This window comes from Sphaerisporangium sp. NPDC049002, from assembly GCF_040649355.1.
Lineage (GTDB): Bacteria > Actinomycetota > Actinomycetes > Streptosporangiales > Streptosporangiaceae > Sphaerisporangium.
In genome coordinates this window covers 49,169-72,496 of sequence record NZ_JBEZFH010000005.1, presented here as the reverse complement: position 1 = coordinate 72,496, position 23,328 = coordinate 49,169, and the positions used below count along the sequence as shown (strand labels likewise).

The 23,328-nt window shown below is 69.2% G+C and carries 24 protein-coding genes; 16 read left to right on the top strand and 8 right to left on the bottom strand.

Annotation, left to right across the window (positions count from 1 at the left end):
* Positions 1-145 precede the first annotated feature (145 nt).
* The 12 genes from secY (at position 146) to truA (ending at position 9,441) form a co-directional block, all read left to right on the top strand.
* On the top strand, positions 146-1,453 hold the full coding sequence (secY, locus tag AB0B89_RS02375; RefSeq protein WP_358546918.1) for a preprotein translocase subunit SecY: 1,308 nt from the start codon (positions 146-148) through the stop codon (positions 1,451-1,453).
* On the top strand, positions 1,453-2,106 hold the full coding sequence (locus tag AB0B89_RS02370; protein ID WP_358546915.1) for an adenylate kinase: 654 nt from the start codon (positions 1,453-1,455) through the stop codon (positions 2,104-2,106). The genes secY and AB0B89_RS02370 overlap by 1 nt, the downstream gene beginning before the upstream one ends.
* 126 nt (positions 2,107-2,232) lie before the next feature.
* Positions 2,233-3,075, top strand: coding sequence for a type I methionyl aminopeptidase (map, locus tag AB0B89_RS02365; RefSeq protein ID WP_358546912.1), 843 nt, complete (start codon positions 2,233-2,235; stop codon positions 3,073-3,075).
* Between the two features lie 62 nt (positions 3,076-3,137).
* Positions 3,138-3,566: a DUF1707 domain-containing protein gene (locus AB0B89_RS02360; RefSeq protein WP_358546909.1), complete on the top strand. Its 429-nt coding sequence runs from the start codon at positions 3,138-3,140 to the stop codon at positions 3,564-3,566.
* Between the two features lie 820 nt (positions 3,567-4,386).
* Positions 4,387-4,608 (top strand): translation initiation factor IF-1, encoded by a 222-nt coding sequence (infA, locus tag AB0B89_RS02355; RefSeq protein ID WP_012887858.1) that lies wholly within the window; start codon positions 4,387-4,389, stop codon positions 4,606-4,608.
* Between the two features lie 103 nt (positions 4,609-4,711).
* The gene (rpmJ, locus tag AB0B89_RS02350) at positions 4,712-4,825 is read left to right on the top strand and encodes a 50S ribosomal protein L36 (protein ID WP_003956441.1); all 114 of its coding nucleotides are present in this window, start codon (positions 4,712-4,714) and stop codon (positions 4,823-4,825) included.
* Between the two features lie 205 nt (positions 4,826-5,030).
* Positions 5,031-5,411: a 30S ribosomal protein S13 gene (gene rpsM / locus AB0B89_RS02345; RefSeq protein WP_262849274.1), complete on the top strand. Its 381-nt coding sequence runs from the start codon at positions 5,031-5,033 to the stop codon at positions 5,409-5,411.
* Between the two features lie 93 nt (positions 5,412-5,504).
* On the top strand, positions 5,505-5,909 hold the full coding sequence (rpsK, locus tag AB0B89_RS02340) for a 30S ribosomal protein S11 (protein ID WP_012887860.1): 405 nt from the start codon (positions 5,505-5,507) through the stop codon (positions 5,907-5,909).
* 20 nt (positions 5,910-5,929) lie between these two features.
* Positions 5,930-6,556, top strand: coding sequence for a 30S ribosomal protein S4 (gene rpsD, locus AB0B89_RS02335; RefSeq protein ID WP_358546905.1), 627 nt, complete (start codon positions 5,930-5,932; stop codon positions 6,554-6,556).
* A gap of 127 nt (positions 6,557-6,683) precedes the next feature.
* Positions 6,684-7,700 carry a DNA-directed RNA polymerase subunit alpha gene (locus AB0B89_RS02330; protein WP_114032755.1) on the top strand — a complete coding sequence of 339 codons (1,017 nt, stop codon included), beginning with the start codon at positions 6,684-6,686 and terminating at the stop codon, positions 7,698-7,700.
* A gap of 108 nt (positions 7,701-7,808) precedes the next feature.
* On the top strand, positions 7,809-8,357 hold the full coding sequence (gene rplQ / locus AB0B89_RS02325; protein WP_358546902.1) for a 50S ribosomal protein L17: 549 nt from the start codon (positions 7,809-7,811) through the stop codon (positions 8,355-8,357).
* A 202-nt stretch (positions 8,358-8,559) separates the two neighbouring features.
* The gene (truA, locus tag AB0B89_RS02320; protein WP_358546970.1) at positions 8,560-9,441 is read left to right on the top strand and encodes a tRNA pseudouridine(38-40) synthase TruA; all 882 of its coding nucleotides are present in this window, start codon (positions 8,560-8,562) and stop codon (positions 9,439-9,441) included.
* 155 nt (positions 9,442-9,596) lie between these two features.
* On the opposite strand, the gene AB0B89_RS02315 is transcribed toward truA, so the two are convergent.
* The 3 genes from AB0B89_RS02315 to AB0B89_RS02305 all read right to left on the bottom strand — a co-directional run bounded on the left by AB0B89_RS02315 (position 9,597) and on the right by AB0B89_RS02305 (position 15,785).
* On the bottom strand, positions 9,597-10,406 hold the full coding sequence (locus tag AB0B89_RS02315; RefSeq protein WP_358546899.1) for a hypothetical protein: 810 nt from the start codon (positions 10,404-10,406) through the stop codon (positions 9,597-9,599).
* A 3,085-nt stretch (positions 10,407-13,491) separates the two neighbouring features.
* Positions 13,492-14,892, bottom strand: a complete 1,401-nt coding sequence (locus AB0B89_RS02310; RefSeq protein ID WP_358546896.1) for a hypothetical protein — start codon at positions 14,890-14,892, stop codon at positions 13,492-13,494.
* Between the two features lie 164 nt (positions 14,893-15,056).
* Positions 15,057-15,785: a CAP domain-containing protein gene (locus AB0B89_RS02305; protein ID WP_358546893.1), complete on the bottom strand. Its 729-nt coding sequence runs from the start codon at positions 15,783-15,785 to the stop codon at positions 15,057-15,059.
* A 384-nt stretch (positions 15,786-16,169) separates the two neighbouring features.
* On the opposite strand from AB0B89_RS02305, the gene rplM reads away from it, so the two are divergent.
* The 3 genes from rplM to glmM are packed head-to-tail and all read left to right on the top strand — an operon-like array spanning position 16,170 to position 18,552.
* Positions 16,170-16,613, top strand: a complete 444-nt coding sequence (gene rplM, locus AB0B89_RS02300) for a 50S ribosomal protein L13 (RefSeq protein ID WP_358546891.1) — start codon at positions 16,170-16,172, stop codon at positions 16,611-16,613.
* A gap of 53 nt (positions 16,614-16,666) precedes the next feature.
* The gene (gene rpsI / locus AB0B89_RS02295; protein WP_358546889.1) at positions 16,667-17,194 is read left to right on the top strand and encodes a 30S ribosomal protein S9; all 528 of its coding nucleotides are present in this window, start codon (positions 16,667-16,669) and stop codon (positions 17,192-17,194) included.
* On the top strand, positions 17,191-18,552 hold the full coding sequence (glmM, locus tag AB0B89_RS02290; RefSeq protein WP_358546886.1) for a phosphoglucosamine mutase: 1,362 nt from the start codon (positions 17,191-17,193) through the stop codon (positions 18,550-18,552). Before rpsI ends, glmM begins: the two co-directional genes overlap by 4 nt.
* Positions 18,553-18,636: 84 nt before the next feature.
* Here glmM and AB0B89_RS02285 read toward each other — a convergent pair whose 3' ends face one another.
* Positions 18,637-19,182, bottom strand: coding sequence for a hypothetical protein (locus AB0B89_RS02285; RefSeq protein WP_358546884.1), 546 nt, complete (start codon positions 19,180-19,182; stop codon positions 18,637-18,639).
* Between the two features lie 199 nt (positions 19,183-19,381).
* On the opposite strand from AB0B89_RS02285, the gene AB0B89_RS02280 reads away from it, so the two are divergent.
* Positions 19,382-19,753: a hypothetical protein gene (locus AB0B89_RS02280; RefSeq protein ID WP_358546881.1), complete on the top strand. Its 372-nt coding sequence runs from the start codon at positions 19,382-19,384 to the stop codon at positions 19,751-19,753.
* 58 nt (positions 19,754-19,811) lie between these two features.
* On the opposite strand, the gene AB0B89_RS02275 is transcribed toward AB0B89_RS02280, so the two are convergent.
* The 4 genes from AB0B89_RS02275 to AB0B89_RS02260 form a co-directional block, all read right to left on the bottom strand.
* Entirely contained in the window at positions 19,812-20,528 is a 717-nt protein-coding gene (locus tag AB0B89_RS02275; protein ID WP_358546879.1) for an ABC transporter permease subunit, read from the bottom strand.
* A gap of 61 nt (positions 20,529-20,589) precedes the next feature.
* On the bottom strand, positions 20,590-21,507 hold the full coding sequence (locus AB0B89_RS02270) for an ABC transporter ATP-binding protein (protein WP_358546876.1): 918 nt from the start codon (positions 21,505-21,507) through the stop codon (positions 20,590-20,592).
* A complete protein-coding gene (locus AB0B89_RS02265; RefSeq protein ID WP_358546874.1) occupies positions 21,504-22,415 on the bottom strand; it encodes an ABC transporter permease in 912 nt (303 codons plus the stop codon). The genes AB0B89_RS02270 and AB0B89_RS02265 overlap by 4 nt, the downstream gene beginning before the upstream one ends.
* The gene (locus AB0B89_RS02260; RefSeq protein WP_358546872.1) at positions 22,408-23,316 is read right to left on the bottom strand and encodes an ABC transporter ATP-binding protein; all 909 of its coding nucleotides are present in this window, start codon (positions 23,314-23,316) and stop codon (positions 22,408-22,410) included. Before AB0B89_RS02260 ends, AB0B89_RS02265 begins: the two co-directional genes overlap by 8 nt.
* Between the last annotated feature and the right edge of the window lie 12 nt (positions 23,317-23,328).

Genomic DNA, 23,328 nt, shown 5'->3' with positions numbered 1-23,328 from the left:
GGCTCACAGAGAGCCACCGCGCCCGTAGTGCGTTAGAGTGCGCTGGACAGAAGGCTGTCCAGGGCTCGTTGACCAGAGATGTGCCGATGGATCACTCCCAGACCTTCGCTGACCGATACCGCCTTTCAGGCGCGCAGGAGGGGCCGTGCTGACCGCGATTACCCGGGCGTTCCGTACGCCCGACCTGCGCAACAAGTTGCTCTTCACGTTGGGCATCATCGTTCTGTTCCGGCTGGGCTCGGTGCTGCCGACCCCCGGTGTGAACACGATCAATGTCCAGCAGTGTTTGAAAGAGGCGCAGTCGAGCGACGCCGCCAACATCTATGGCATGGTGCAACTGTTCAGTGGCGGCGCGCTACTGAAACTTTCAGTCTTCGCGCTCGGCATCATGCCGTACATCACGTCCAGCATCATCCTCCAGCTGCTCACTGTGGTCATCCCCCGACTTGAGGCCCTCAAGAAGGAAGGCCAGGCCGGAAATGCGAAGATCACGCAGTACACGCGTTACCTGACCATCGGCCTCGCGATCCTGCAGTCGACCGCGTTCGTGGCGCTCGCGCGCACCGGGCAGCTGTTCCCCAACTGCCGCCAGCCGCTCCTCATCAACAACGACGCCTTCACCATCGTGACGATGGTGGTCGTGATGACGGCCGGCACCTCCGTGATCATGTGGCTCGGCGAGCTCGTCACCGACCGCGGTGTCGGCAACGGCATGTCGATCCTCATCTTCACCCAGGTGATCGCGGTCTTCCCGTCCGAGCTCCTGAACATCTTCCGCCAGAACGCCTTCACCTTCGTCGTGGTGATGGTGGTCGGTGTGTTCATGATCGCTGCCGTGGTGTTCGTCGAGCAGGCGCAGCGCCGCATCCCGGTGCAGTACGCCAAACGCATGGTGGGCCGCCGGATGTATGGCGGGACCTCGACCTACATCCCGTTGAAGGTGAACCAGGCGGGCATCATCCCGGTCATCTTCGCCTCTTCGCTGCTCTACCTCCCGCAGCTCGTTGTGTCGCTGTTCGGCAACAAGGAGAACCCCGGCGCGGTCGTCCAGTGGCTGGCGCAGAACTTCGTCCGAGGCGACCACCCGGTCTACATGGCCACGTTCTTCGTGCTGATCATCTTCTTCACTTACTTCTACGTGTCCATCACCTTCAACCCCGTTGAAGTCGCCGACAACATGAAGAAGTACGGTGGATTCATCCCGGGCATCCGCCCGGGACGGCCGACCGCTGAGTATCTCAACTACGTGCTCACACGGTTGACCGCCCCCGGTTCGCTGTATCTGGGCCTGATCTCCATGGTGCCGATCATCGCGCTGGCGGTGGCAGGAGCGAGCCAGAACTTCCCGTTCGGAGGCACGAGCATTCTGATCATGGTTGGTGTTGGGCTGGACACCGTGAAGCAGATCGAGAGCCAGCTGCAGCAGCGGAACTACGAGGGCTTCCTCAAGTAGTGCGCGTCGTCCTGGTCGGGCCCCCCGGAGCGGGCAAGGGGACACAGGCCCAGTTCATCGCATCGAACCTGTCCATCCCGAAGATCTCGACAGGTGACATTTTCCGTGCCAACGTGTCGGGCGGCACGGAACTCGGCAAGCTTGCCAAGGAGTACATGGACCGTGGCGACCTCGTCCCCGACGAGGTGACCGTCGCCATGGTCCGCGATCGCCTCGGGGAGGCCGACGCGCAGGAGGGTTTCCTGCTCGACGGCTTCCCGCGCAACGTGCCACAGGCTCAGATCCTCAACAAGATGCTGGCCGAGTTCGGCACCTCTCTCGACGCCGTGCTCGAACTCGTCGTCGACGACGAGGAGGTCGTGCGTCGCCTCGCCGGGCGCCGCACCTGCCGTTCCTGCGGCAAGGTGTGGCACGTGGTGTTCGACCCGTCCTCCAAGGAGGGCGTCTGCGACGCCTGCGGTGGTGAGCTGTTCCAGCGGGACGACGACCGGGAAGACACCATCCGGCACCGACTGGAGGTCTACCAGGAGCAGACCTCTCCGCTGATCTCGTTCTACGCGGATGAGGGGATCCTCCAGGGAGTGGACGCCACCGGACCGGTCGAGGAGATCACGCAACGGGCGATGGCGGAACTGCGCCGCTTCGTCGACTGACATATTTCAACGCCAAACGCCACTTCTGGGGTCGTTTCCCAGGGGTGGCGTTCGGCTTGTTGGGGGACAATCGGGGGAATTGGGATGCCGCGTCGTCCGTTATTTCACCCCAGGGGGTGCCAGTAAGTGTTCAAGAAGAACAAGCACGGGATTCAGATCAAGACGCCTGCGCAGGTGGAGAAGATGCGGGCGGCCGGCCTCGTGGTCGGGCGCACGCTCGAATTGCTGCGGAACTCCGTGCGCCCGGGGATGACGCCGCTCGACCTGGACGCGATCGCCGAGAAGGCCATCCGCGACGAGGGCGCCATCCCGTCGTTCAAGGGCTACCAGGGCTTCCCCGCGACCATCTGCGCCTCCGTGAACGAAGAGGTGGTCCACGGGATTCCGAGTGACCGCCGGCCGCTCGCCGAGGGCGACGTCATCTCGATCGACTGTGGCGCGATCCTCGACGGCTGGCACGGCGACTCGGCGATCACGATGGGCGTCGGCGAGGTCGACCCGAAGCTGACCGAGCTGATGCGGGTGACCGAGGAGGCCATGTGGCGCGGTATCGCCGCCCTCAGGGTCGGCGGGCACCTCTCCGACATCGGCCACCAGGTTGAGCGCTACGTGCGCTCTCAGGGCCGTTACGGCATTCCTCAGGAGTACGGCGGGCACGGCATCGGCACCGAGATGCACATGGACCCGTGGGTGGCGAACCATGGCAAGCCGGGCAGGGGCCCGCGCTTCGAGCCGGGCATGTGCTTCGCCGTGGAGCCGATGGTCAACCTCGGCACGGACCGCACCAGGGTGCTGGCCGACGACTGGACCGTCGTGACCATCGACGGAAAGGCGTCCGCGCACTTCGAGCACAGCGTCGCGGTGACTGATAATGGTCCTTGGGTGCTTACCGCCATCGACGGGGGTAAAGCACGGCTTAGCGAACTGCTGGGAGGGGAAGTCGTCACCGACGGCAAGGCGGAGCGATGAGCTCCCTTGACCGTTAGCGGGGCGGCCTCCCACGGCGGACCTCTGCACGGGAGTTGAGGACGATGGCGGCGACACCGGATATGAGGGCGTCCGACGGCGACAGGGACAGGGTCGCGGCCGCCCTTCGTGAGCACTGTGCCGAGGGCCGGCTCACGATGGACGAGTTCAACGAGCGCCTGGAACTGGTCTACGCGGGCAGGACCTTCGGCGACCTGCAGAAGCTGACCGCGGATCTGCCCGACATCGACCTGCGCGCGCTGCCGGCCACGGCCCAGCCGTCGGCCGAGCGTCCCGAGAGCAAGGCCGAGAAGGATCTCCGTGCGGCCTGGGGGGCCTGGGCCTCCGCGGTGGCCGTGACCTCGGTCATCTGGGCCCTCACCGACTTCGGCGGATATTTCTGGCCGATGTGGGTCGCGGGCCCGTGGGGGGCCATCATGCTCGTCAGCATGATCTTCGGCACGGGATCGAAGAACGACGGGAAGAAGCGCTGAGCAGCCGTTCTGCGTACTAATGCACGCTCGGCGTCGAGTGACCGTGACCGCGACAGGCAGTACGCCTGGTTCGACGTCTACTACCACGACGACCGCGGCTGGCACCGGTACGACCGTTACCGCGCGTTCGGCCACTTCTCGAAGCGGATCTTCTTCAACGACCCGGACGTCGACGGGTTCCGCTTCCGGGTCGGCGAGGGCTCGACCAGTGACTACGACTGGAGCGGCTGGCACCGGTACGGCGGCTGACCCGACCTCGTCTGAACTGATAGTCCGGTCCCAGTGAGGGGGATCGACGGCCGGGGGTCAGAGAGCGGGCGCTTCCTGGGAGCGCCCGCTCTTGTCGTATTCACGGGCATTGAACGTAGCCTTTACCGCTGATGGCAGTTTCCCGGCCCGATGCCGGGTAAGTGATCTTTATCGGACGACAACGGTCAGGGGGCGCCGTGAGCCCCCACATCCCCCCGTACCCATGAGCACGCGCCCACCCTGGACCGGTATCGGCGGTACCGAGCGCCGGGTGGGCGCGTCCCCCATTCCTCCTGTAACTCCCTGCTCAGGCGTGTACATCTCTTGCCTGATGGCGTACGGAGGGGCGTCCCACCATGCGGGCGGTCTGGGGTACGCTAGTGGTCGGTTGTGTCCGGACAAGCGCCAGGCGTTTCGCAATTCCTCGCCGGTTGTCGTACACTCCTTTGTCGGTTCACTATGACCATTGCGCGTCGGCGGTCCAGATATCGCCGCATCCTCAACGTGCTCTAGGTCGCGGCTGCGTAGTGTGCCGATACCTCAGACGACCGATCAGTGAAACGCGAGGGACATGGCCAAGAAGGACGGCGCCATCGAGATCGAGGGCACTGTGGTTGAGTCGCTCCCGAACGCGATGTTCAGGGTGCAACTCGACAACGGCCATAAGGTCCTGGCCCACATCAGCGGACGGATGCGGATGCACTACATCCGTATCCTCCCCGACGACAGGGTTGTCGTTGAACTGAGCCCCTACGACCTCAGTCGTGGGCGGATCGTCTACCGATACAAGTAAGCCCCCTTCCCGGCAGCGAGGAAGACCGGCCGCCCGTGCGACGCACGGTGCGGCTGTTCGACCGGGCATCCGGCGGCGGGCCGTCTGAGGAACGACAGGGACTATGAAGGTCAAGCCGAGCGTCAAGAAGATCTGCGACAAGTGCAAGGTGATCCGCCGGCACGGTCGCGTCATGGTGATCTGCGACAACCTGCGCCACAAGCAGCGCCAGGGCTGATCGCGGCCGGGCTGGGCGGCCGAGCCACTAGTGGGCGAGGCGGGCCGGGCCCGGAACAAATGTAATCGCGCATCACACCCGCGAAGGCGGCTTCACGCCGAACCACGCGGGCGACCCTCGGTCGGAGGCCGAGGCCCTCACCCCGGGCATGGGGAGGGGCAGTGACGCGCAGGACCTCCGCCATAACGAAGGAGAATGCCCGACCATGGCTCGCCTGGTTGGCGTCGACCTCCCCCGCGACAAGCGGCTGGAGATCGCTCTCACCTACATCTACGGAATCGGCCGCAGCCGCGCTCAGGAGGTCCTGAGCGTCACGGGGATCAGCGGGGACCTTCGCGTCCACCAGCTGTCCGACACCGAGCTGGTGCCGCTGCGTGACTACATCGAGGCCACCTTCAAGATCGAAGGTGACCTTCGTCGCGAGGTTCAGGCCGACATCCGTCGCAAGATTGAAATCGGCTGCTACCAGGGCATCCGACACCGTCGTGGTCTTCCCGTGCACGGTCAGCGTACGCAGACCAACGCGCGCACCCGTAAGGGCAAGAAGAAGACCGTGGCCGGCAAGAAGAAGCCCGGCAAGAAGTAGTCCGCGACGGGGCGCCGAGCCGGGCCCGGCAAGGGCCCGACGCCTCGCCCCCGTCCACGCAGCAGGACCGACCACCTCAGGAGATAGCGCTACATGCCTCCGAAGAGCCGCCAGGGTGCACCGAAGAAGGTGCGCCGCAAGGAAAAGAAGAACGTCGCTCACGGGCACGCCCACATCAAGAGCACGTTCAACAACACGATTGTTTCGATCACCGACCCGAGCGGGAACGTGATCTCCTGGGCCAGCGCCGGCCACGTCGGGTTCAAGGGCTCCCGCAAGTCCACGCCGTTCGCGGCGCAGATGGCCGCCGAGAACGCCGCGCGCCGGGCCATGGAGCACGGCATGCGCAAGGTCGACGTCTTCGTGAAGGGCCCCGGTTCCGGTCGCGAGACCGCCATCCGGTCCCTCCAGGCCACCGGCCTGGAGGTGGGTTCCATCCAGGATGTCACCCCGGTTCCCCACAACGGTTGCCGTCCGCCCAAGCGCCGCCGCGTCTGAGGCCCAGGAGATATAGAGAAATGGCTCGTTACACCGGAGCGGACTGCAAGCTCTGCCGCCGTGAGAAGACCAAGCTCTTCCTCAAGGGCGCCAAGTGTGAGTCCCCCAAGTGCCCGATCGAGATCCGTCCTTACCCTCCGGGTGAGCACGGCCGCGGCCGTCCCAAGGAGTCTGAGTACCAGCTCCAGCTTCGCGAGAAGCAGAAGACCCGTCGCATCTACGGCATCCTCGAAAAGCAGTTCCGCAACTACTACGAGGAAGCCAACCGCAAGTCCGGTAAGACCGGTGAGAACCTTCTCCAGATCCTGGAGAGCCGTCTGGACAACGTCGTCTTCCGCGCCGGCCTCGCCGTCTCGCGTGACGCCGCCCGCCAGCAGGTTCGCCACGGCCACATCCTGGTCAACGGCAAGAAGGTCGACATCCCGTCCTACCGCGTCCGCGAGCACGACATCGTCGAGGTCCGTGAGAAGTCCCGGAACCTGATGCCGTACGAGGTGGCTCGCGCCACCACGGGCGACCGCACCGTCCCGGCCTGGCTCGGCGTCGTTCCGGACAAGCTGCGTGTCCTCGTGCACCAGCTCCCGGTCCGTCAGCAGATCGACACCCAGGTCCAGGAGCAGCTGATCGTCGAGCTCTACTCCAAGTAGAAGTTCGCGCATAGTCTGTCAAGGGGCTGTACGGCGTCCTCGGAAGTCGTACAGCTTCAGGCAGAGCACGAAGTACATCGTCGCGGTGGTCAAATAGCGGGCCCCGCGGAACCAGGGGAGAACCCAAATGCTGATCGCACAGCGCCCGTCCCTCCTCGAGGAGTCGATCGAGGAGACCAGGTCCCGGTTCGTCATCGAGCCGCTGGAGCCGGGCTTCGGTTACACCATCGGCAACTCGCTGCGCCGCACGCTGCTGTCCTCCATCCCGGGGGCGGCGGTCACGAGCATCCGCATCGAGGGCGTGCTGCACGAGTTCTCGACCGTGCCCGGGGTCAAGGAAGACGTCACCGACATCATCCTCAACCTCAAGGCCCTGGTCGTCTCGTCCGAGCACGACGAGCCGGTCGTGATGTACCTGCGCAAGCAGGGCCCGGGTGAGGTCACCGCGGCCGACATCGCGCCGCCCGCGGGTGTCGAGGTGCACAACCCCGACCTGCACATCGCCACGCTGAACGGCAAGGCGAAGCTGGAGATGGAGCTGACCGTCGAGCGCGGTCGCGGCTACGTCTCCGCCGCCCAGAACAAGCAGCCCGGCCAGGAGATCGGTCGCGTTCCCGTCGACTCGATCTACTCGCCGGTTCTCAAGGTGACCTACAAGGTCGAGGCCACCCGAGTCGAGCAGCGCACCGACTTCGACCGTCTGATCCTGGACGTCGAGACCAAGCCGTCGATGAAGCCCCGCGACGCGGTGGCCTCCGCCGGCAAGACCCTGGTCGAGCTGTTCGGCCTGGCCCGCGAGCTCAACGTCGAGGCCGAGGGCATCGACATCGGCCCGTCGCCGACGGACGCGGCTCTCGCGGCCGACCTGGCGCTGCCGATCGAGGAGCTGAACCTCACGGTCCGCTCCTACAACTGCCTCAAGCGCGAGGGCATCCACACCGTGGGCGAGCTGGTCGCGCGCAGCGAGCAGGACCTTCTCGATATAAGGAATTTCGGCGCCAAGTCGATCGAAGAGGTCAAGCAGAAGCTGCACGAGATGACGCTCGCGCTCAAGGACTCCCCGCCCGGGTTCGACCCGACGGCCGTCGCCGGCGGCGACTACGACGACGACGACGCCCGTTACGTGGAGACCGAGCAGTACTGATCGGCTCCTGCTTCACGCGTTTCTGACAACGGGAGCCTCGCCCGAGGCTCCCGGCCCGACTCCGGTACCTGATACGGCCGGAGCGGGTTATCCCAAAGGAGAACGACCATGCCCAAGCCAGCCAAGGGCGCACGTCTTGGTGGTAGCCCGGCCCACGAGCGGCTGATCCTGGCGAACCTCGCCACCCAGCTGTTCCAGCACGGCCGCATCCGCACCACCGAGACCAAGGCCAAGCGCCTCCGGCCCGTGGCCGAGCGCCTGATCACCAAGGCCAAGAAGGGCGACATCCACAACCGCCGCCAGGTCCTGGCCGTGGTCAAGGACAAGGGCGTCGTCCACCACCTGTTCACCGAGATCGCTCCGACCTTCGCCGAGCGTCCCGGTGGCTACACCCGCATCACCAAGCTCGGCCCGCGTAAGGGCGACAACGCCCCCATGGCGCTGATCGAGCTGGTGGCCGAGCCGCTGAACGCGGTCAGCGTGGCCCGCACGACGCCCGCCGCCGCGTCGGCCGCCCCCGCCGAGGAGGTCGTCGAGCTCCCGGAGAACGACGTCACCGCGACGGAGACCGACGAGGCTCCGGCCGACAAGGTCGAGACCCCGGCCGACGAGGCCCCCGCCGACGAGAAGACCGAGTCCAAGAAGGACGAGGCCTGATCCTCGCCGCGGTAGCGCCGGGGGTTCTCCCCGGCCGGTGAATGATCGTGAACGGGCCCAGCGCACCGACCGGTGTGCTGGGCCCTTCGCGTTGGCTGACCGAGGCGTCGCCGGGGATGACGATGGGAACGGGCGGGACCGGCGGCGAGCCCGGGCCCCTGTGAACGGTACGAGAGGAGGCCGGACCAGCGTGGTGGAGACGATGGGACCGGAGACCGCGACAAGCAGGCTCCGGCTCGATCTGGCCTACGACGGCACGGACTTCTCAGGTTGGGCGCGCCAGCCGGGACGGCGGACCGTACAGGGGGAGCTGGAGGCGGCGCTCGGCCGCGTTCTGCGCCTCGACCCCCCTCCCTCGCTGACGGTCGCCGGGCGTACGGACGCGGGGGTGCACGCGCGCGGCCAGGTGGCCCATGTCGACCTGCCCATGGAGGCCCTGAAGGCCGTCGAGGGCCGCAGGGCGGGCGCTGGAGACCCCATGAGCACGGCTGAGCGCCTCTCTGCGCTCATGCGGCGCCTCGCGGGCGTACTTCCCTCGGATGTGCGGGTCCACTCGGTCACAGAGGCCCCTGAGGGCTTCGACGCCCGTTTCTCCGCACTCTCCCGGCGCTACGCCTACCGCGTCTGTGACGCCCCCGGCGGCTGCGACCCTCTGCGCAGGAGAGAAGTCCTGTGGCACGCCCGTCCGCTCGATCTCGACCGCATGAACGCGGCCGCCGCGCGCCTGCTGGGGGAGCATGACTTCGCCGCCTTCTGCAAGAGACGGGACGGCGCGACGACCATCAGGGAGCTCCAGCGGCTCGAATGGGCGCGGGGCGAGGCCGATCTGCTCGTGGGGACCGTGGTCGCGGACGCGTTCTGCCACTCCATGGTGCGTGCCCTCGTGGGGTCCCTGATTCCTGTGGGGGAGGGGCACCAGCCGGTCGAGTGGCCCGGGGAGGTGCTCAAGAACGCCGTACGGGCCTCCGGGGTGAACGTCGCCCCGGCACACGGCCTGTGCCTGGAAGAGGTCCGCTACCCGGAACCTGGCGAACTGACCCACCGAGCCCAACTGACCCGCCGCGTACGGACGCTCGGCCACTGACCGCAGCGCGCCCGGCATTCGGTACGGCGAATTGCCCCGCCGTGCCCGGGTGACCTGCGGCGTTCGGTCCTTGAGGTGCCTGGCTGACGCGTCCCCTCGCCGGCCGGTGGACGGCTCGCGTCTCTCATGACCGGCGAGGGGTACGTACCGCGTCGTCAGCCGGTGACGCGCTTCTCGATCACGTGGGCGGTGTAGTCGCGGAAGGCGCCGCTCACCGGCCCGAGGTCCTTCTCCTGCCCGTTCGGCGTGTGACCGTCGCTGTAGGTGGCGAAGCTGAAGACGATGTACCGGCCCCAGACGAGCCCGGCCGCGTAACCACCGGAGATGTCGGCCTTGTCCGCGCCGCTTCCCGTGTCGCCCGCGAGGCCGCGGAACCACACGGTCTTGGCCAGGTTCTTCTTCTTGTCCGCCGCGACGGCCGCTTCCCTGGTCGGGAACACGGCGATGCCCGTCGTGACCGCGTAGCGCCGCTTGCTGTCGACGTAGGTCGCCCTCAGCACGCGGCTGCACTTCTGGCGCTTCAGGGCCGTGGCGAACGTCCCCACGGCGACCTTGTCGCACTGGGCCGTGATGTTGACCCTGGTGCGCGTGTACGTACGACCTCCCACGCTCACGCGCCGGCGCGCGAACGCCTCCTTGAGCGTGAGCTTCTTCGGGTCGGTCTGTTCGGAGTTGAGCACGGTCGTCGCGACGGGCGCGGGGTCGGCCGTGAACGAGTCGGCAGGCTCGGGCACCTCGGCGTCCACGGACGGGAGAGGTGTGGGCAGGCTCACCGGAGCCGGGTCAGTGTTGTAGTTCCGGTAGCCGAAGAAGGCGGCCGTGCCGATGACGGCCACGGCCACCGCCACCCCGGCGGCCACCACGATCTTCTTCCAAGGGCTGCCCGCGGGCTCCGCGGTGCTGGGAATGGGGGGCGGCTCGGGAGGAACGGCCCCCGGGGGGACGAACGGCGGGCGCTCGACCACGGGCCCCGACGGCGGACGTTCCGCGTTGAAGGCGCTCGGCCTGGAAGCGCCGGGCTTGGCGAGCGCCGTCGAGGAGGAGCCCGGCCTGGAAAGGGACGAGGAATTCGGCCCGGAAAGGGAGGACGAACCGGGCCCCGAAAGGCCGGAGAGCGGGGGAGGGCCCAGGGGCGAAAGGCTCCGGGGCGCCGGTGGAAGCGGGGTCCCGGGAGCCGGTGCGGGCGGGAGGGCCTGAAGACCGCTGCCCGAGCCTCTTCGAGCGCCGGCACCGGACGGTGACTGGACATTGGGGCCGCTCTGAGCACCGGTTCCAGGGCCGCTTTGAACGCCCGTACCGGAGATGGCCTTCAGTCCGGTACCTGACGCTGGTGGCTTGTGCGTGCCCGGCGCCGGTGCGGGTGAGAGCGCGTCACTGGTGAGAGGCGCGGGTGGAAGGGGCGTCCCCGGAGCCGGTCCGGGCTTCGGGGACCGGGTGGGCGTCGAACTCCCCGCCGTCGAACTCCCCGGCGGACTCGCCTCAGACGGGCTGGTTCCAGGCACGTTCGTCCCCGACGGGTTCGTCGCGGAGGAACCTGCCCCTGAGGTGGAACCGCCTTGGGCGGAAGAGGTCGGAAGCGGGGGCAGGGTCACCGGAGCGGGCGGCAGAGGAGTGCCCGGCGGTGAGGCCGAAGCGTGAGGAGAACCGGCCTTCGGCCGGGGGCCCGCCTGAGACCGGAAAATCGAAGGCAGGCTCCTGCGGCCGATCGTCGGCCCAGATGGATCGGAACCAGCGGAGACCGCCGGGGTAGCAGAGCCAGTGGACGCCGTGGACGTCGAGCCAGTGATCGCCGGGCCAGTGGTCGCCGAGCCAGTGGGCGTCGTGGCCGCCGGGCCGGTGGACGTCGAGCCAGGGGGGGCCGACGAGGTCTCCGAGCCAGGGGGCGTCGGCCGGGCCTGCGAGCCTGGGGGCGCCGATGGGATCTCTGAACCGGGGAACGCCGACGGGACCTCTGAATCAGGGGATGACGGCAGGGTGTCCGAGCCAGGGGATGACGGCGGGGTCTCCGGGGCGGTGGCGGGCGCGGGGGGGCGTGGCGCCGGTATGGACGGCCCGGGCACCGGAGGAGGCGAGGGCGCGGGGATCGGTGGAGCCGGCCTGGGCTCGGGCCCGGGCGGCGGAGGCGTGGAGGGCGAGGGAGGCGGTGTACTGGGAGAAGACTCGGTCGCCTCCATCCCAAGGCCACTCGCCTGCTGGTCCATCCCGAGATCACTCACCTGCTGATCGGGCTGTCCCGTGCCCTGCCCTGAAACCGCTGTGCCCTGCCCGGGGAGCCCTGTGCCCTGTCCGGAAAGCTTCGTGCTCTGCCCGGGGAGACCTGTGCTCTGTCCGGACAGGCCCGCGACCTGTGCGGGGAGACCCGATGCTTGTCCGGACAGGCCCGTGCCCTGTGCGGGGAGAGCCGACGTTTGTCCGGGGAGGTTCGTGTCCTGTCCGGAAGGGCCGGGGGTTTGTCCGGGGAGGCCTGTGGTCTGTACGGGTGTGTGGGCGGTCTGAACAGGGAGATCGGGTTGCCCGGTCGGCATTCGGTTGCCAGGGGTGGTCGCCTCACCCGGGAGCGGTCCGCCGGTCGACTGCGGCGCGGTCTGGCCCTGTTCCCCCGGAGCTGGAAAGGGCGGCCAGACTGGAATGTCACGTGCCACGAAGTTGGCGGTGCGTCTGGGTTCGGCGGGCGTGGCCTCGGATACGGCGCCCTGGGATACGGCGCCCTGGGAAGCCAGGGGCGCGTCCTGAGGGGGCTCCGGGATCCATGGGGCGTTTTGGGGGGACGGGGGCGCGTCCTTTAGGACCGCGGGAGGGCTTACGGGCGGGGGAAGCCACGAGCTCGGAGGGCTGAGCGGATCGGCGCTCGGAGGGGTGGACGGGTCGTGGCCGGGTTCGGCAAAGCGGTCCGAGCCGGAGGCGGTGAACGGATCGACGGGAGGCGCTTCCGAGGGAAGGGCGACCGGGGCGGCCCAGATACGCATCTCGCCGGCAGGCCCGAACGCGGGGTCAGCCGACGGCCCGTACGCGGGGTCGGCTGCATGCCCGAACGAGGGGTGGGTCGACGGGGCGTACGTCGGTTCGGCCGCATGTCCGAACGCAGGGTCGGTTGACGGGGCGTACGCGGGGTCGGTGGCAGGTCCGAACGCAGGGTTGGTTGACGGGGCGTACGCGGGGTCGGCCGAAGGGCTGTACGGGGGGGCGACCGGAGGGGTGGGTGCCGGCGGTGACTGCCAGGACTGGGGACCGGAGACGGTGGGGGCGCTCTGCCCGGGCCACGGGTCCATGACCGGCCCGGTGCGTTGTGCCTCCACGGGAGCGGGGGTGCCGGGCTGGTTCGCGGAAGGGCCGGGGTCGAGGGGGGAGCTCGCGCGCTCGCCGGCGGTGGGGGCCGTGTGGGCGCCGGGGCCGGGCCGGTGGATGGGGTTCGTGCGCGCGCCGATGCCGAGGGTACCGGCCGGGATGGTGTGTTGGGGAGAGCGGTCGCTTGGGGTGGTGGCCGGGATGGTGTGTTCGGGGGAGCGGTCGACTGGGGTGGTGGCCGGGATGGTGTGTTGGGGGGAGCGGTCGACTGGGATGGTGTCTTGGGGGGAGCCGTCGCCGGGGGTGGTCGACGACCGTGGTGACAGGCCGGGACGCGGGGGCTCTGAGGGTGATCTGTGCTGGCCGTCCGGCTGCTCGGGCAGGTCGGAACGGCCGAACCAGTCGTACTCGGCGGGGAAACGCTCCGCGGGGTCCCACGGCTGGGCGTCCGCGCCCCAGGGCGCCGACCGCCGTGACTGGTCAGTGGACGCGTCTTGGAACCACGGCGTCTCCTGGGTGGAGTCGGGGTCCCTCACGCTCTGCTCGGTCCGCGGCACGGGTTTGTGCGCCTGCCCGAAGCTGGGGGGTGGCATCGGCGGAGCCCCCGAGCTCTCGGTCTCGCGTTCGTGCTCGGATCCGGAATCCTGGCCACGCATATGCGGAAGCGTATCCACAGTCGGAGATCGGCATACCGCTATGGGCGTTTCCCGGTCTAGCTCGACACCCTTTTGCCCGCTTAAAGGTGCATATGGGCGGCTTTAGGGGTCAGTTGCTCCGGCCGCCGGTGAGGGCCCGGGTGTCGAGTGCGGAGAAGACGCTGGCCTCGGTGATGTCGACGGCCGCTCGGTTGAGGGCCTTCAGCTCCGCCTTGGACGGCTTGTGGCCGTCCTTGTACTGGAACCAGAGCAGGATCAAATAGTGGCCCTGTGCCCACGCGGTGGCGTAGGAGTCGTCGCCGCTGCCGAGGAGCTTGGTCGCCGAGTCCTTCCCCGGAAGCGGGGTGACGTAGTCCTCCAGCTCGCCGCCCGTGCCCGCCTTGGCCGCCTTCTTCGCCGAGGCGGCGGTCTTGAGATTGCCCACGCCGACCGTGCCGATGAGCTTGCCGGCGGCGTCACGGAAGCTGGCGCGGAGGAACTGCGTACACTGCCCGGCCGTCAGCGCCTTCTGCATGCCCGTGCCGTGCACGGCGTCCTTGCACTTCTTGTCGGCCCGCCGCACCGTCATCAGGTACGAGCGACCGCGCGCGGTGACCTTCTTGTGGCCGAACAGCTCCTTGAGGGTGAGCGGCTGGGGGTCGGTCTTCCGCGAGGCCGTGTAGCCGTACTTGTCGGCGGGGCTGCCCACCAGGGGCACCTCGGCGGGCGGGTTCGTATTGGTGGGGGCGGCCGTGCTCACGGGCTCCTCGCCGCCGCTCAGGATCACGATGCCCGCGCCCGTCGCGACGATCAGTGCCACGAGACCGCCCGCGACGAACAAGGGGGTGCGGGAGCGCCTGCCGGTGGGCTCCTCCGGTTCGCGCCTGCGCCTCTCCATGGGGGGCCGGGACGGCGGCGCCTCGGCCTCCGACGGCCGGTCGTCTCCCCGCTCCTCGAAGGACCGGCTCCGCGCCCCGTCGAACGGACCGCCCTGTGGCTGCTGCCCCGCATCGAATGGATTGCCCCGCGACGCCTCGAACGCCCGGTCCGGCGACTGCGCCGCCTCGAACGGACGGCCCTGCGGTGAGGACGCTTCGAACGGACGACCCTGCGGCGAGGACGCTTCGAAAGGACGGCCCTGCGGCGAGGATGCCTCGAACGCGCGGCTGGGCGGTGAGGTCGCCTCGAACGGACGGCCCTGCGGTGAGGTCGCCTCGAACGGGCGGCTGGGGGGCGAAGAGGGCTCGAACGCGCTCCTCGGTGCTTGCCGAGCCTCGAACGGACGGTCGCCGCCATGGGCGGCGGGGTCCTGGCCGAACGTACGGCCCGCGCCGGACGGGGGGGCTCCCGCACCGTGACCCTGGCCGCTCACGCCGTAGGCCGGATCGGGTGTGCCGGGGCGGGGGTCGAAGAGCGGGTCGTGACCGGCATCGGCCGTGTCGGGGCGGGGGCCGAAGAGCGGGTCGTGGGCCGGCGGGCGCCGGTCGCCGGCGCGTGACCATGGCCGCTGGCCGGGGTCGCGCTCTTCCACGGGAGGCCACGCCGACTCGGGAGCCTGCTCGTGCGTCTGCGCCTCGGGCCGGAGGTCACCGGCGGACTGAGGTGTTTCGTACGGGCGGTAAGGCTGGCGGCGTGGTTGTCGATCCCCGGGGTAACCCATGCGCCGAGACTAGCCCGGCACCGCGACATAACAGGTCAGGAATAGCCGAAGTCCTGCGTCCACCACGTGTCACCGAAACCGTAGGCGACCCCGATGCCGACGGTCGTGATCTTGCAGTTCAGGATGTTGCGGCGGTGGCCGCTGTTGGCCATCCAGCCGCGTACGGCCTCGTCGGCCGACTCGTAGCCGCGGGCGATGTTCTCGGCGGCGCTGTTGGAATATCCCGCGCGGGCCATGCGGTCCCAGGGGCTGAGGCCGCCGGGAGAGGTGTGGCTGAAATAGTTGCGCGTGGCCATGTCGAGGCTGTGGGCGCGTGCGGAGCGGGCGAGGCGCGGGTCGACCCGCAGCGGGGCGCACCCGTTGCGCATCCGCTCCCTGTTGGTGAGGTCGACCGCCGTCGCCTCCAGCTCGCCCGTGGGAGGGGCGTCACCCTCGGCGGCGTCGCCGCCCTGGCCGTCGCTCGCCCTGCCCACGCTCGTGCCGGCGGGGACCTCGGAACCGGACCCGTCGATGGAGCTGCGCTGCTTGGCGACCGTGGGGGTCGCGCTCGGGCGCGCCTCGCTCGTCGGACGCCCGCTCGGGCGCGACACGTGGCCGAGCGGCGGATGCCTGCCGGGGTCGGCCGAGCGCTTGGGAGCGGCGAGGAGCCGGTCGGACGAGGGGGCCGGCGTGCCGGTCTCCAGGTAGATCTCGTCGGAGGTCTGGGAGGTGTCGAGCCGCGAGACCACCACCCCCCCGAGCAGGGCCGCCGTCAGACATGCCAAGAGACCCACGTGGGTCCGCCGACGAGGGATCCGCTGGGAGTGCCTGGGTCGAGGGGGCTGACACATACCGCTGCCAATATAGAGAGGTCGGCTCATGTTAAAGAAGAGACGTGGGGGACCGGTTTTCGTTGGGGCATTGGTCCGTTCGCCGAGTACACTCGTGGTGCGGATCCGGTGTGACGTCCCCGCGTCGGTGCTTCGTTTTGACCCACGCCTGTCACAACCGGTAGTCTGCTGATTCGTTGTGTGCGATTGGTCCATCGTGACCGATGCGCGGCGCGTCCGGCGTCATCTCCCTGCTCGTGGAGACGGAAGGTCTGGGCCTTGTCGTGCGCCCGCCCATGACCTACCGACAGATGTCAACCAGACAGAAGGCTTACCACCGTGCGCACGTTCACCCCTAAGTCCACCGACGTACAGCGTCAGTGGTACGTCATCGACGCCACCGACGTCGTGCTGGGTCGGCTGGCCACCCAGGTCGCGACGCTGCTCCGCGGTAAGCACAAGCCGATCTTCGCGCCGCACGTCGACACCGGTGACTTCGTCATCGTCATCAACGCCGACAAGGTGGCCCTGACCGGCAACAAGCTGGAGCAGAAGAAGGCGTACCGCCACTCCGGCTACCCGGGCGGTCTGCGTTCCGTGTCCTACAAGGAGCTGCTCGAGAAGCGCCCCGACCGTGCCATCGAGAAGGCCGTCAAGGGCATGCTTCCCAAGAACTCCCTCGGCCGGAAGATGGCCAAGAAGCTCAAGGTCTACGCCGGCGCGGAGCACCCGCACCTGGCGCAGCAGCCGGTGACGTACGAGATCACCCAGATCGCCCAGTAGTCGCACACCGTTGGCCGACGGCTGACGCCAAGATCGAAAGTTAGAGGAGAACCGTGGCCGAGCCCACCGGTGTCGAGACGCCCATCGAGGGCGAGCTGGACATTGCGGACCACTCCGCTGAGGAGTTCCCGTCCGAGTACACCAGCGAGTCCGCTCCCAACAGCGACGTCCCCGCGCGTAAGCCCATCACCACGGGCAACTCGTACGGCACCGGCCGTCGCAAGGAAGCCATCGCCCGCGTGCGCATCACGCCGGGCACCGGCAAGTGGACCATCGAGGGCCGCTCGCTGGACAACTACTTCCCGAACAAGGTCCACCAGCAGATCGTCAACGAGCCCTTCGTGACGCTCGGCGCCGAGGACCAGTTCGACGTCTTCGTCCGCATCGACGGCGGCGGAGTGACCGGTCAGGCCGGCGCCGTTCGCATGGGCCTCGCCCGTGCGCTCACCGCGCTGGACACCGAGGTCAACCGCGCGCCGCTGAAGAAGGCCGGCTTCCTCACCCGTGACGCCCGGATGAAGGAGCGCAAGAAGGCCGGTCTCAAGAAGGCCCGTAAGGCTCCGCAGTACAGCAAGCGTTGACAGGTCGCCTCTTCGGCACCGACGGGGTTCGTGGGGTCGCGGGTCGCGACCTCACGGCCGAGCTGGCCATGGACCTGTCGGTCGCGGCGGCTCATGTCCTCGGTGATGCCGGTGCGTTCGAGTCGAGCGTCGGGCGGCGTGGCCGCCCGGTCGCCGTCGTGGGCCGGGACCCGCGTGCCTCGGGAGAGTTTCTCGAGGCCGCGGTCGTCGCCGGCCTCGCGTCGTCTGGGGTGGATGTGCTACGCCTTGGCGTGCTGCCCACCCCGGCCGTCGCCTATCTGACCTCCGCCCTCGGAGCGGACCTCGGGGTCATGCTCTCCGCGTCCCACAACCCCGCCCCGGACAACGGGATCAAGTTCTTCGCCCGCGGTGGCTTCAAGCTGCCCGACGTGGTCGAGAACGACATCGAGCAGCGGCTCGGCGAGAAGTGGAACCGCCCGGTGGGGTCGGCCGTCGGCCGGGTGCGTGACGCGTTCGGCGAGGCCGACCGTTACGTGTCCCACGTGCTGACGACCGTTCCGGGGCGCCTCGACGGGCTGCGGCTGGTCGTCGACTGCGCCAACGGCGCCGCTCATATGGTCGCGCCCGAGGCGCTGCTGCGTGCCGGGGCCGTCGTCGAGACGATCGGCGCCTCGCCGGACGGCCTCAACATCAACGAGGGCGTGGGTTCGACCCACCTCGACGGGCTGCGCGACGCGGTCGTGGAGCGCGGCGCCGACGCGGGCATCGCCTACGACGGCGACGCCGACCGCTGCCTCGCCGTGACGGCCTCGGGCGAGGTCGTCGACGGCGACCAGATCATGGCCGTCCTCGCGTTCGCCATGCACGCGAACGGCTCCCTCGTGAAGGACACCGTCGTCGCCACGATCATGTCGAACCTGGGCTTCAAGATCGCCTTGAAGAAGGCCGGGCTGAACATGATCGAGACGGCCGTCGGTGACCGTTACGTGCTTGAGGCCATGAAGGCCGGGGGCTTCAACCTGGGCGGTGAGCAGTCGGGCCACGTCGTGATGCTCGACCACGCCACCACCGGTGACGGCCTCCTGACCTCGCTGCACCTGCTCGCCGAGGTGGCGCGCTCGGGCCGTTCCCTTGAGGAGCTGGCGTCGGTCATGACCCGGCTTCCCCAGGTTCTGGTGAACGTCAAGGACGTCTCCAAGGCGAAGGTGGCGACGTCCAAGGAGCTGGCCGCCGCCGTGGCCGCCGCCGAGAAGTCGCTCGGCGACTCCGGGCGGGTCGTCATCCGTCCCAGCGGCACCGAGCCGATGGTGCGCGTGATGGTCGAGGCCGAGTCCCAGGACGAGGCCGAGCTCATCGCGAACGAGCTGGCCGGCGTGGTGCGCACGGCCTGCGCCTGATTCTCCTTCTTGACCGGCAGGGCGGGGTCCTCATCGAGGACCCCGCCCTGCCGCGTTCCAGCGGTCCCGCGCCGGGCGGTGGGCTCATCCGTGGGCGCGCAGGGCCGCCGCGAACCACTCGAACGCCGGGACGCTGGACGGATACGGCGCGCGGCCGTTGAGAACGCCCATGAGCTCCCAGTAGCGCTCCACCCGCCGGTCGGTGAACGTCTCCACCTGCCCGGCCAGCCGGGCGCGTTCCTCGGCGGGCGTGCCCGCGTCAACGATGCGGTCCAGAATGCGCCTGCCCTCCGGCGAGCCAGGGGCGACGCCCGCGGCCACCGCGCCCCCGGCGTGCTCGATCACCGGCTGGGGGTCGTACGACGGCCGCTCGGCCTCCTCGGCGCCCGCCAGCGTCATCTGGCGTACGCGCTTCAGGAAGGCCTCGTCGGAGACGAGCCCGGCGAGCTCGGTCCAGGCCTCGGCCTGCTCGGCGCCGAGCTCGTCAGGCGCTTCCGCGGGTAGCCGGCGCATCTCCTGGGCGATCCGCGCGCCGGGCGCCCCGGGGTCGGTCCCGGCGAAGGCGCGGCCGACGAAGTCGTCGATGATCTGCCGGCGCTCTCGCGCGGACGGCGTGGTCGGTACGGTCATGCTTGTCGTCTCCTCAGCGGATGGTCGGGGGGTGGTTCGGGGGGCGCGCCCAGCGCCAACCCTCCATCCTCCAGTAGGTGGAGACTCAAGCTCATTACCGGATCTCATCGCCGGCCCCTGCCCCGCAAGGCACGAATGCGTACCGGGCGGGCCCGAGGGCCGATCGCCGGGCGAGCGATGTGATTTAGGGTGGCTGCTCGTGGTCCAAAGGCACAGGCATCAGCTGATCGCCGTCATCGCGTTCGTAGCGGGCGCGATCTCGACGTGGATGCTCTCCGCCACCGGTACGGACGGGGACTTCTTCCGCTCGCTGATGTATCCCTGGCTGTGCGCGGCGGTCCTGCTCGGCGGGGTGGTCCTCGGGGTGTTCGCCTCGGTCAGGAGCGCCGTGGCGATCCTCGTGCCGTTCGCCGCGCCGCAACCGCTGCTGGCCGTGTGGCAGGGAGTCGTCCCGAGGCCCGAGCCCGACAGCATGTGGGCGGTGGGGTTCGTCGTGTCCACCATCCTGCTGATCTTCGCGGTCGGCTGCATAGCCATCGGCGTCTGCGTCCGCCTGATGTTCCGCCGCTGACGGAGCACCCAGCAGGCGCACCACCTCGGCGATATCACCAGATCGAAGAGACGATGGGCTACTCGTCGCCCGTCAGCGAAAGGGAGCGGAGGCGCTGGCCCGCCCAGGCGACCGAGCCGATGGTGACGATCAGCACGGCGGGGACGGCGAAGCCCATGCCCACCGACGCCTTGAAGAAGGACGAGTCGCTGACCTGGGCCGCGAAGGTCTGCGCCCACTGCTGGATGGAGAAGTTGCGCGCTCCCGGCACGAGGCCGCCGACCAGGCTCTCCCAGACCACCGCGTAGATGATGCCGATCGTCACGGCGTGCCGTGAGATCACGCCGAGGAGCAGGAACACCGCCGAATAGGCGATGCCGCCGATCAGGGCGCCGAGCGCGAACCCGGACGCGATGCCGGCCTCGCCGCGGATGAGGATGTACGCCGCGATGAACGTCGGCACGGCGGCGAACACGGCGAGCAGCGAGGCGGACACCACGAACTTCGTGAAAGCGATGACCGGGCGGGAGATCGGCTTGGCCAGCAGGTGGATGATCGTGCCGTCGTCGATCTCGGGGGCGATGGTGCCGGTGCCCGCGATCAGCCCGAGCAGCGGCAGCATCGTGCCGATCGCGTAGATCTGCAGGAGCGTGACCGTGGCCTTCTCGTCCGTGCTGCCGATGGCACGCAGCAGCACCGCGAGGCCGATCAGCACGAGCGGGAGCAGGATCAGCAACAGCACCCTGCGGCGGCCGAGCACGGCGCGGTAGGTGATGCCGGCGACGACGGAGTTCATCGGATGCTCCGGGTGACGAGGTCGACGTGGGTCAGCGGGGGTTCCTTGCGGCGCGAGCCGGTCATCGGGTGCTCCCGGAGATCAGGTAGGAGAAGACGCTTTCGAGGTCCTCGTCGGCGGGGGAGACCTGCCATACGGTGACCCCGGCGTCGCGGGCGACCCGGGGGAGCAGCCAGGTGAACCTGCGGAAGTCCACGGCCTGGACCTCCAGCCCGGCCGTCCCGAGGGACACCGCCCCCGAGGAGGCGTCGGCGATCAGGGCGGCTGCCAGGCGCCGGTCGTCGCTGGAGCGCACGTGGAACAGGTGGGGCCGGTCGGTCATGCGGCGGCGGATCTCCCGGAAGTCGCCGGAGGCGGCGTGGCGGCCCGCCACGAGGACCTCGATCTGCTGGGCCACCCGCTCGACCTCCTCCAGGATGTGGGAGCTGAACAGGATCGTGCGCCCGGCGGCTCCGAGCTCCTTGACCAGGTCCATCAGGTGGAGCCGCTGGCGCGGGTCCATGCCGTTGAACGGCTCGTCCAGGAGCAGCACGCGCGGGTCGTGGACCAGCGCGGCGGCGACCTTGACCCGCTGGCGCATGCCCTTGGAGTAGGTCTCGATCCGCCGGTCCTTGGCGGCCTCCATCTCGACCATCGCCAGGGCCTTGGAGGCGGCGTCCTCGGGGGAGGCGAGGCGGTGCAGCCGGGCGCTGGACAGCACGAACTGCCAGCCGGTGAGGAACCCGTAGACCGCCTCGCGCTCGGGGACCAGCCCGATTGAGCGGTAGATCTGGTGGTTGCGCCAGATCGGCTCGCCGTCGAGCGTGGCGGTGCCCGTGGAGGGGGCGAGGAACCCGGCCATCATGTGCAGCAGGGTCGACTTGCCGGCGCCGTTCGGGCCGAGCAGGCCGGTCACGCCGGGGCCGACCGTCATCGTGACGTCGTTGACGGCGACCACGTTGCCGTACCAGCGGGAGACCTGCCGGAGTTCGATGTTCACGATGAGGCCGCCTTGCGGTAGCGGAGGACGAGGGCGGTCACGCACAGGGCGATCACGGCCAGCACGGCGACGGCGGCGACCGGGCCGCCGGCCCCCGCGGGATAGCCGCCGTCGTTGTTCGGGTTGGTGCCGAAGAGCCAGACCTGGACGGCGTCCACCAGGAAGAACGGATTGATCAGCCACGCCCACGCGGCGGCGCCGTCCCGGCTCACCGACATCAGCACGCCGACCAGCACCGCGGAGATCGCCGAGGACAGCAGGTAGAGCGCGATGACCGCGGCCACGCCGAGCCCGCGCCGTGGCGTGAACGAGGCGAGCACGACCCCGACGGAGGCCAGGAGCACCGCGTAGATCACGGAGGTCGCCATGGCCGCGAGGTAGTCGCCGGTGTTCGGCGGACCGGGCAGGTCGACGAGCAGCTCGCCGACGAACAGGACGGTCAGGGGTACGGCGATGAGCAGGAACATCGCGAGGGCCATGGCCGCGAGCTTGGCCACGACGTAGTCGGCGGTCGTGGTCGGCCGCGACAGGTAGAGCGGCAGCACCCGGAACCGCAGGTCGGGGGCCACGAGGTAGGGAGACTGGGCGGCCAGGAAGACCGCGAGGACCGCCTGCATCGTCACCGCGTACGACGGATAGGACACCCCCTGCCGCTTGATCAGGGCCATCACCGCGATCGAAACGACCGCGGGAAGCATCATGACCCCGGCCAGCAGGAACGGCATGATCTTGCCCCGTGCGGTGCGGCCGAGCCCGAAGATCCCCCGCAGGCTGTGCAGGGTGAGCGCGGCCAGCGCGTGGCCCCGGCCGAGCCTCGGGCCCTCGTAGTGGCGGTACCCGATGTCGTGGATGACGCCCGTGGGCGTCGGCGGAGCGCCCGGCGCGGGAACGGAGACGGGCTCAGACATGCGACACCTCCTGGCGGAAGACGTCCTCGATGCGGTGGCGGCCCTGTTCGAGGCGGACCAGGCTCAGATCGAGGTCGCACACGGCGTCGCGGACGACGTCGTACGTGCCGGGGGAGCTGACGTCGATCGTCAGTAGCCGGCCGTGCGCCGTGACCCGCTGCCCCGCCGCCGTGAGCCGCTCGGCGAGTGCCTCCTGGCCCTCCTCGACCTCGACGGTGATCGACTGGGTGGCCTGCGTGAACTCCTCGATGGAGGAGGAGCGGAGCAGGCGGCCCCCGTCGATGACGATGACGTTGTCGCACACCCGTTCAAGCTCGCCGAGCAGGTGGGAGGTGACGACCACGCTGATGCCGAACTCGGTGCCGATGCGCCGGATCAGGGCGAGCATGTCGTCACGGCCCTGCGGGTCGAGGCCGTTGGTCGGCTCGTCCAGGAAGACCAACTGCGGGTCGTGGACCAGCGCCTGGGCCAGCTTGACCCGCTGCCGCATGCCGGTGGAGTACCCCCCGATGGGGCGGTAGCGCTCCTCGTACAGGCCCACGTGGCGCAGGGTGTCGGCGGCGCGTTCGCGCGCGGCGGTGCGCGGCAGGCCGGACATCTGGGCCATGTGGACCGTGAACTCGGTCGCGGAAACGTCGGGTGGGAGGCAGTCGTGCTCGGGCATGTAGCCGACGGCACGCCGGATGTCGAGGGACTGCGTGGCAGGGCTCAGGCCGAGAACCGTGGCGGTTCCCTCGGTCGGGGGGAGCAGGCCCAGCAGGAGCTTGATGAGGGTGGACTTCCCCGCGCCGTTGGCGCCGACCAGGCCGGTGACGCCCGACCCCGCGCTGATGGTGAGGCGGTCGAGCGCCGTCACGCGGGGAAAGCGTTTGGTGAGTCCCTCGGTGGCGAGGATGGTCATGGCCTGGACACT

What these genes read in the sequence shown, in the direction of transcription:
- AB0B89_RS02360 (WP_358546909.1), top strand. Translation starts at nt 3,138, where the DNA reads ATGGCGGCGACACCGGATATGAGGGCGTCCGACGGCGACAGGGACAGG.
- infA (WP_012887858.1), top strand. Translation starts at nt 4,387, where the DNA reads ATGGCCAAGAAGGACGGCGCCATCGAGATCGAGGGCACTGTGGTTGAG.
- rpmJ (WP_003956441.1), top strand. Translation starts at nt 4,712, where the DNA reads ATGAAGGTCAAGCCGAGCGTCAAGAAGATCTGCGACAAGTGCAAGGTG.
- rpsM (WP_262849274.1), top strand. Translation starts at nt 5,031, where the DNA reads ATGGCTCGCCTGGTTGGCGTCGACCTCCCCCGCGACAAGCGGCTGGAG.
- rpsK (WP_012887860.1), top strand. Translation starts at nt 5,505, where the DNA reads ATGCCTCCGAAGAGCCGCCAGGGTGCACCGAAGAAGGTGCGCCGCAAG.
- rpsD (WP_358546905.1), top strand. Translation starts at nt 5,930, where the DNA reads ATGGCTCGTTACACCGGAGCGGACTGCAAGCTCTGCCGCCGTGAGAAG.
- AB0B89_RS02330 (WP_114032755.1), top strand. Translation starts at nt 6,684, where the DNA reads ATGCTGATCGCACAGCGCCCGTCCCTCCTCGAGGAGTCGATCGAGGAG.
- rplQ (WP_358546902.1), top strand. Translation starts at nt 7,809, where the DNA reads ATGCCCAAGCCAGCCAAGGGCGCACGTCTTGGTGGTAGCCCGGCCCAC.
- truA (WP_358546970.1), top strand. Translation starts at nt 8,560, where the DNA reads ATGGGACCGGAGACCGCGACAAGCAGGCTCCGGCTCGATCTGGCCTAC.
- AB0B89_RS02285 (WP_358546884.1), bottom strand. Translation starts at nt 19,182, where the DNA reads ATGACCGTACCGACCACGCCGTCCGCGCGAGAGCGCCGGCAGATCATC.
- AB0B89_RS02275 (WP_358546879.1), bottom strand. Translation starts at nt 20,528, where the DNA reads ATGAACTCCGTCGTCGCCGGCATCACCTACCGCGCCGTGCTCGGCCGC.
- AB0B89_RS02265 (WP_358546874.1), bottom strand. Translation starts at nt 22,415, where the DNA reads ATGTCTGAGCCCGTCTCCGTTCCCGCGCCGGGCGCTCCGCCGACGCCC.
- AB0B89_RS02260 (WP_358546872.1), bottom strand. Translation starts at nt 23,316, where the DNA reads ATGACCATCCTCGCCACCGAGGGACTCACCAAACGCTTTCCCCGCGTG.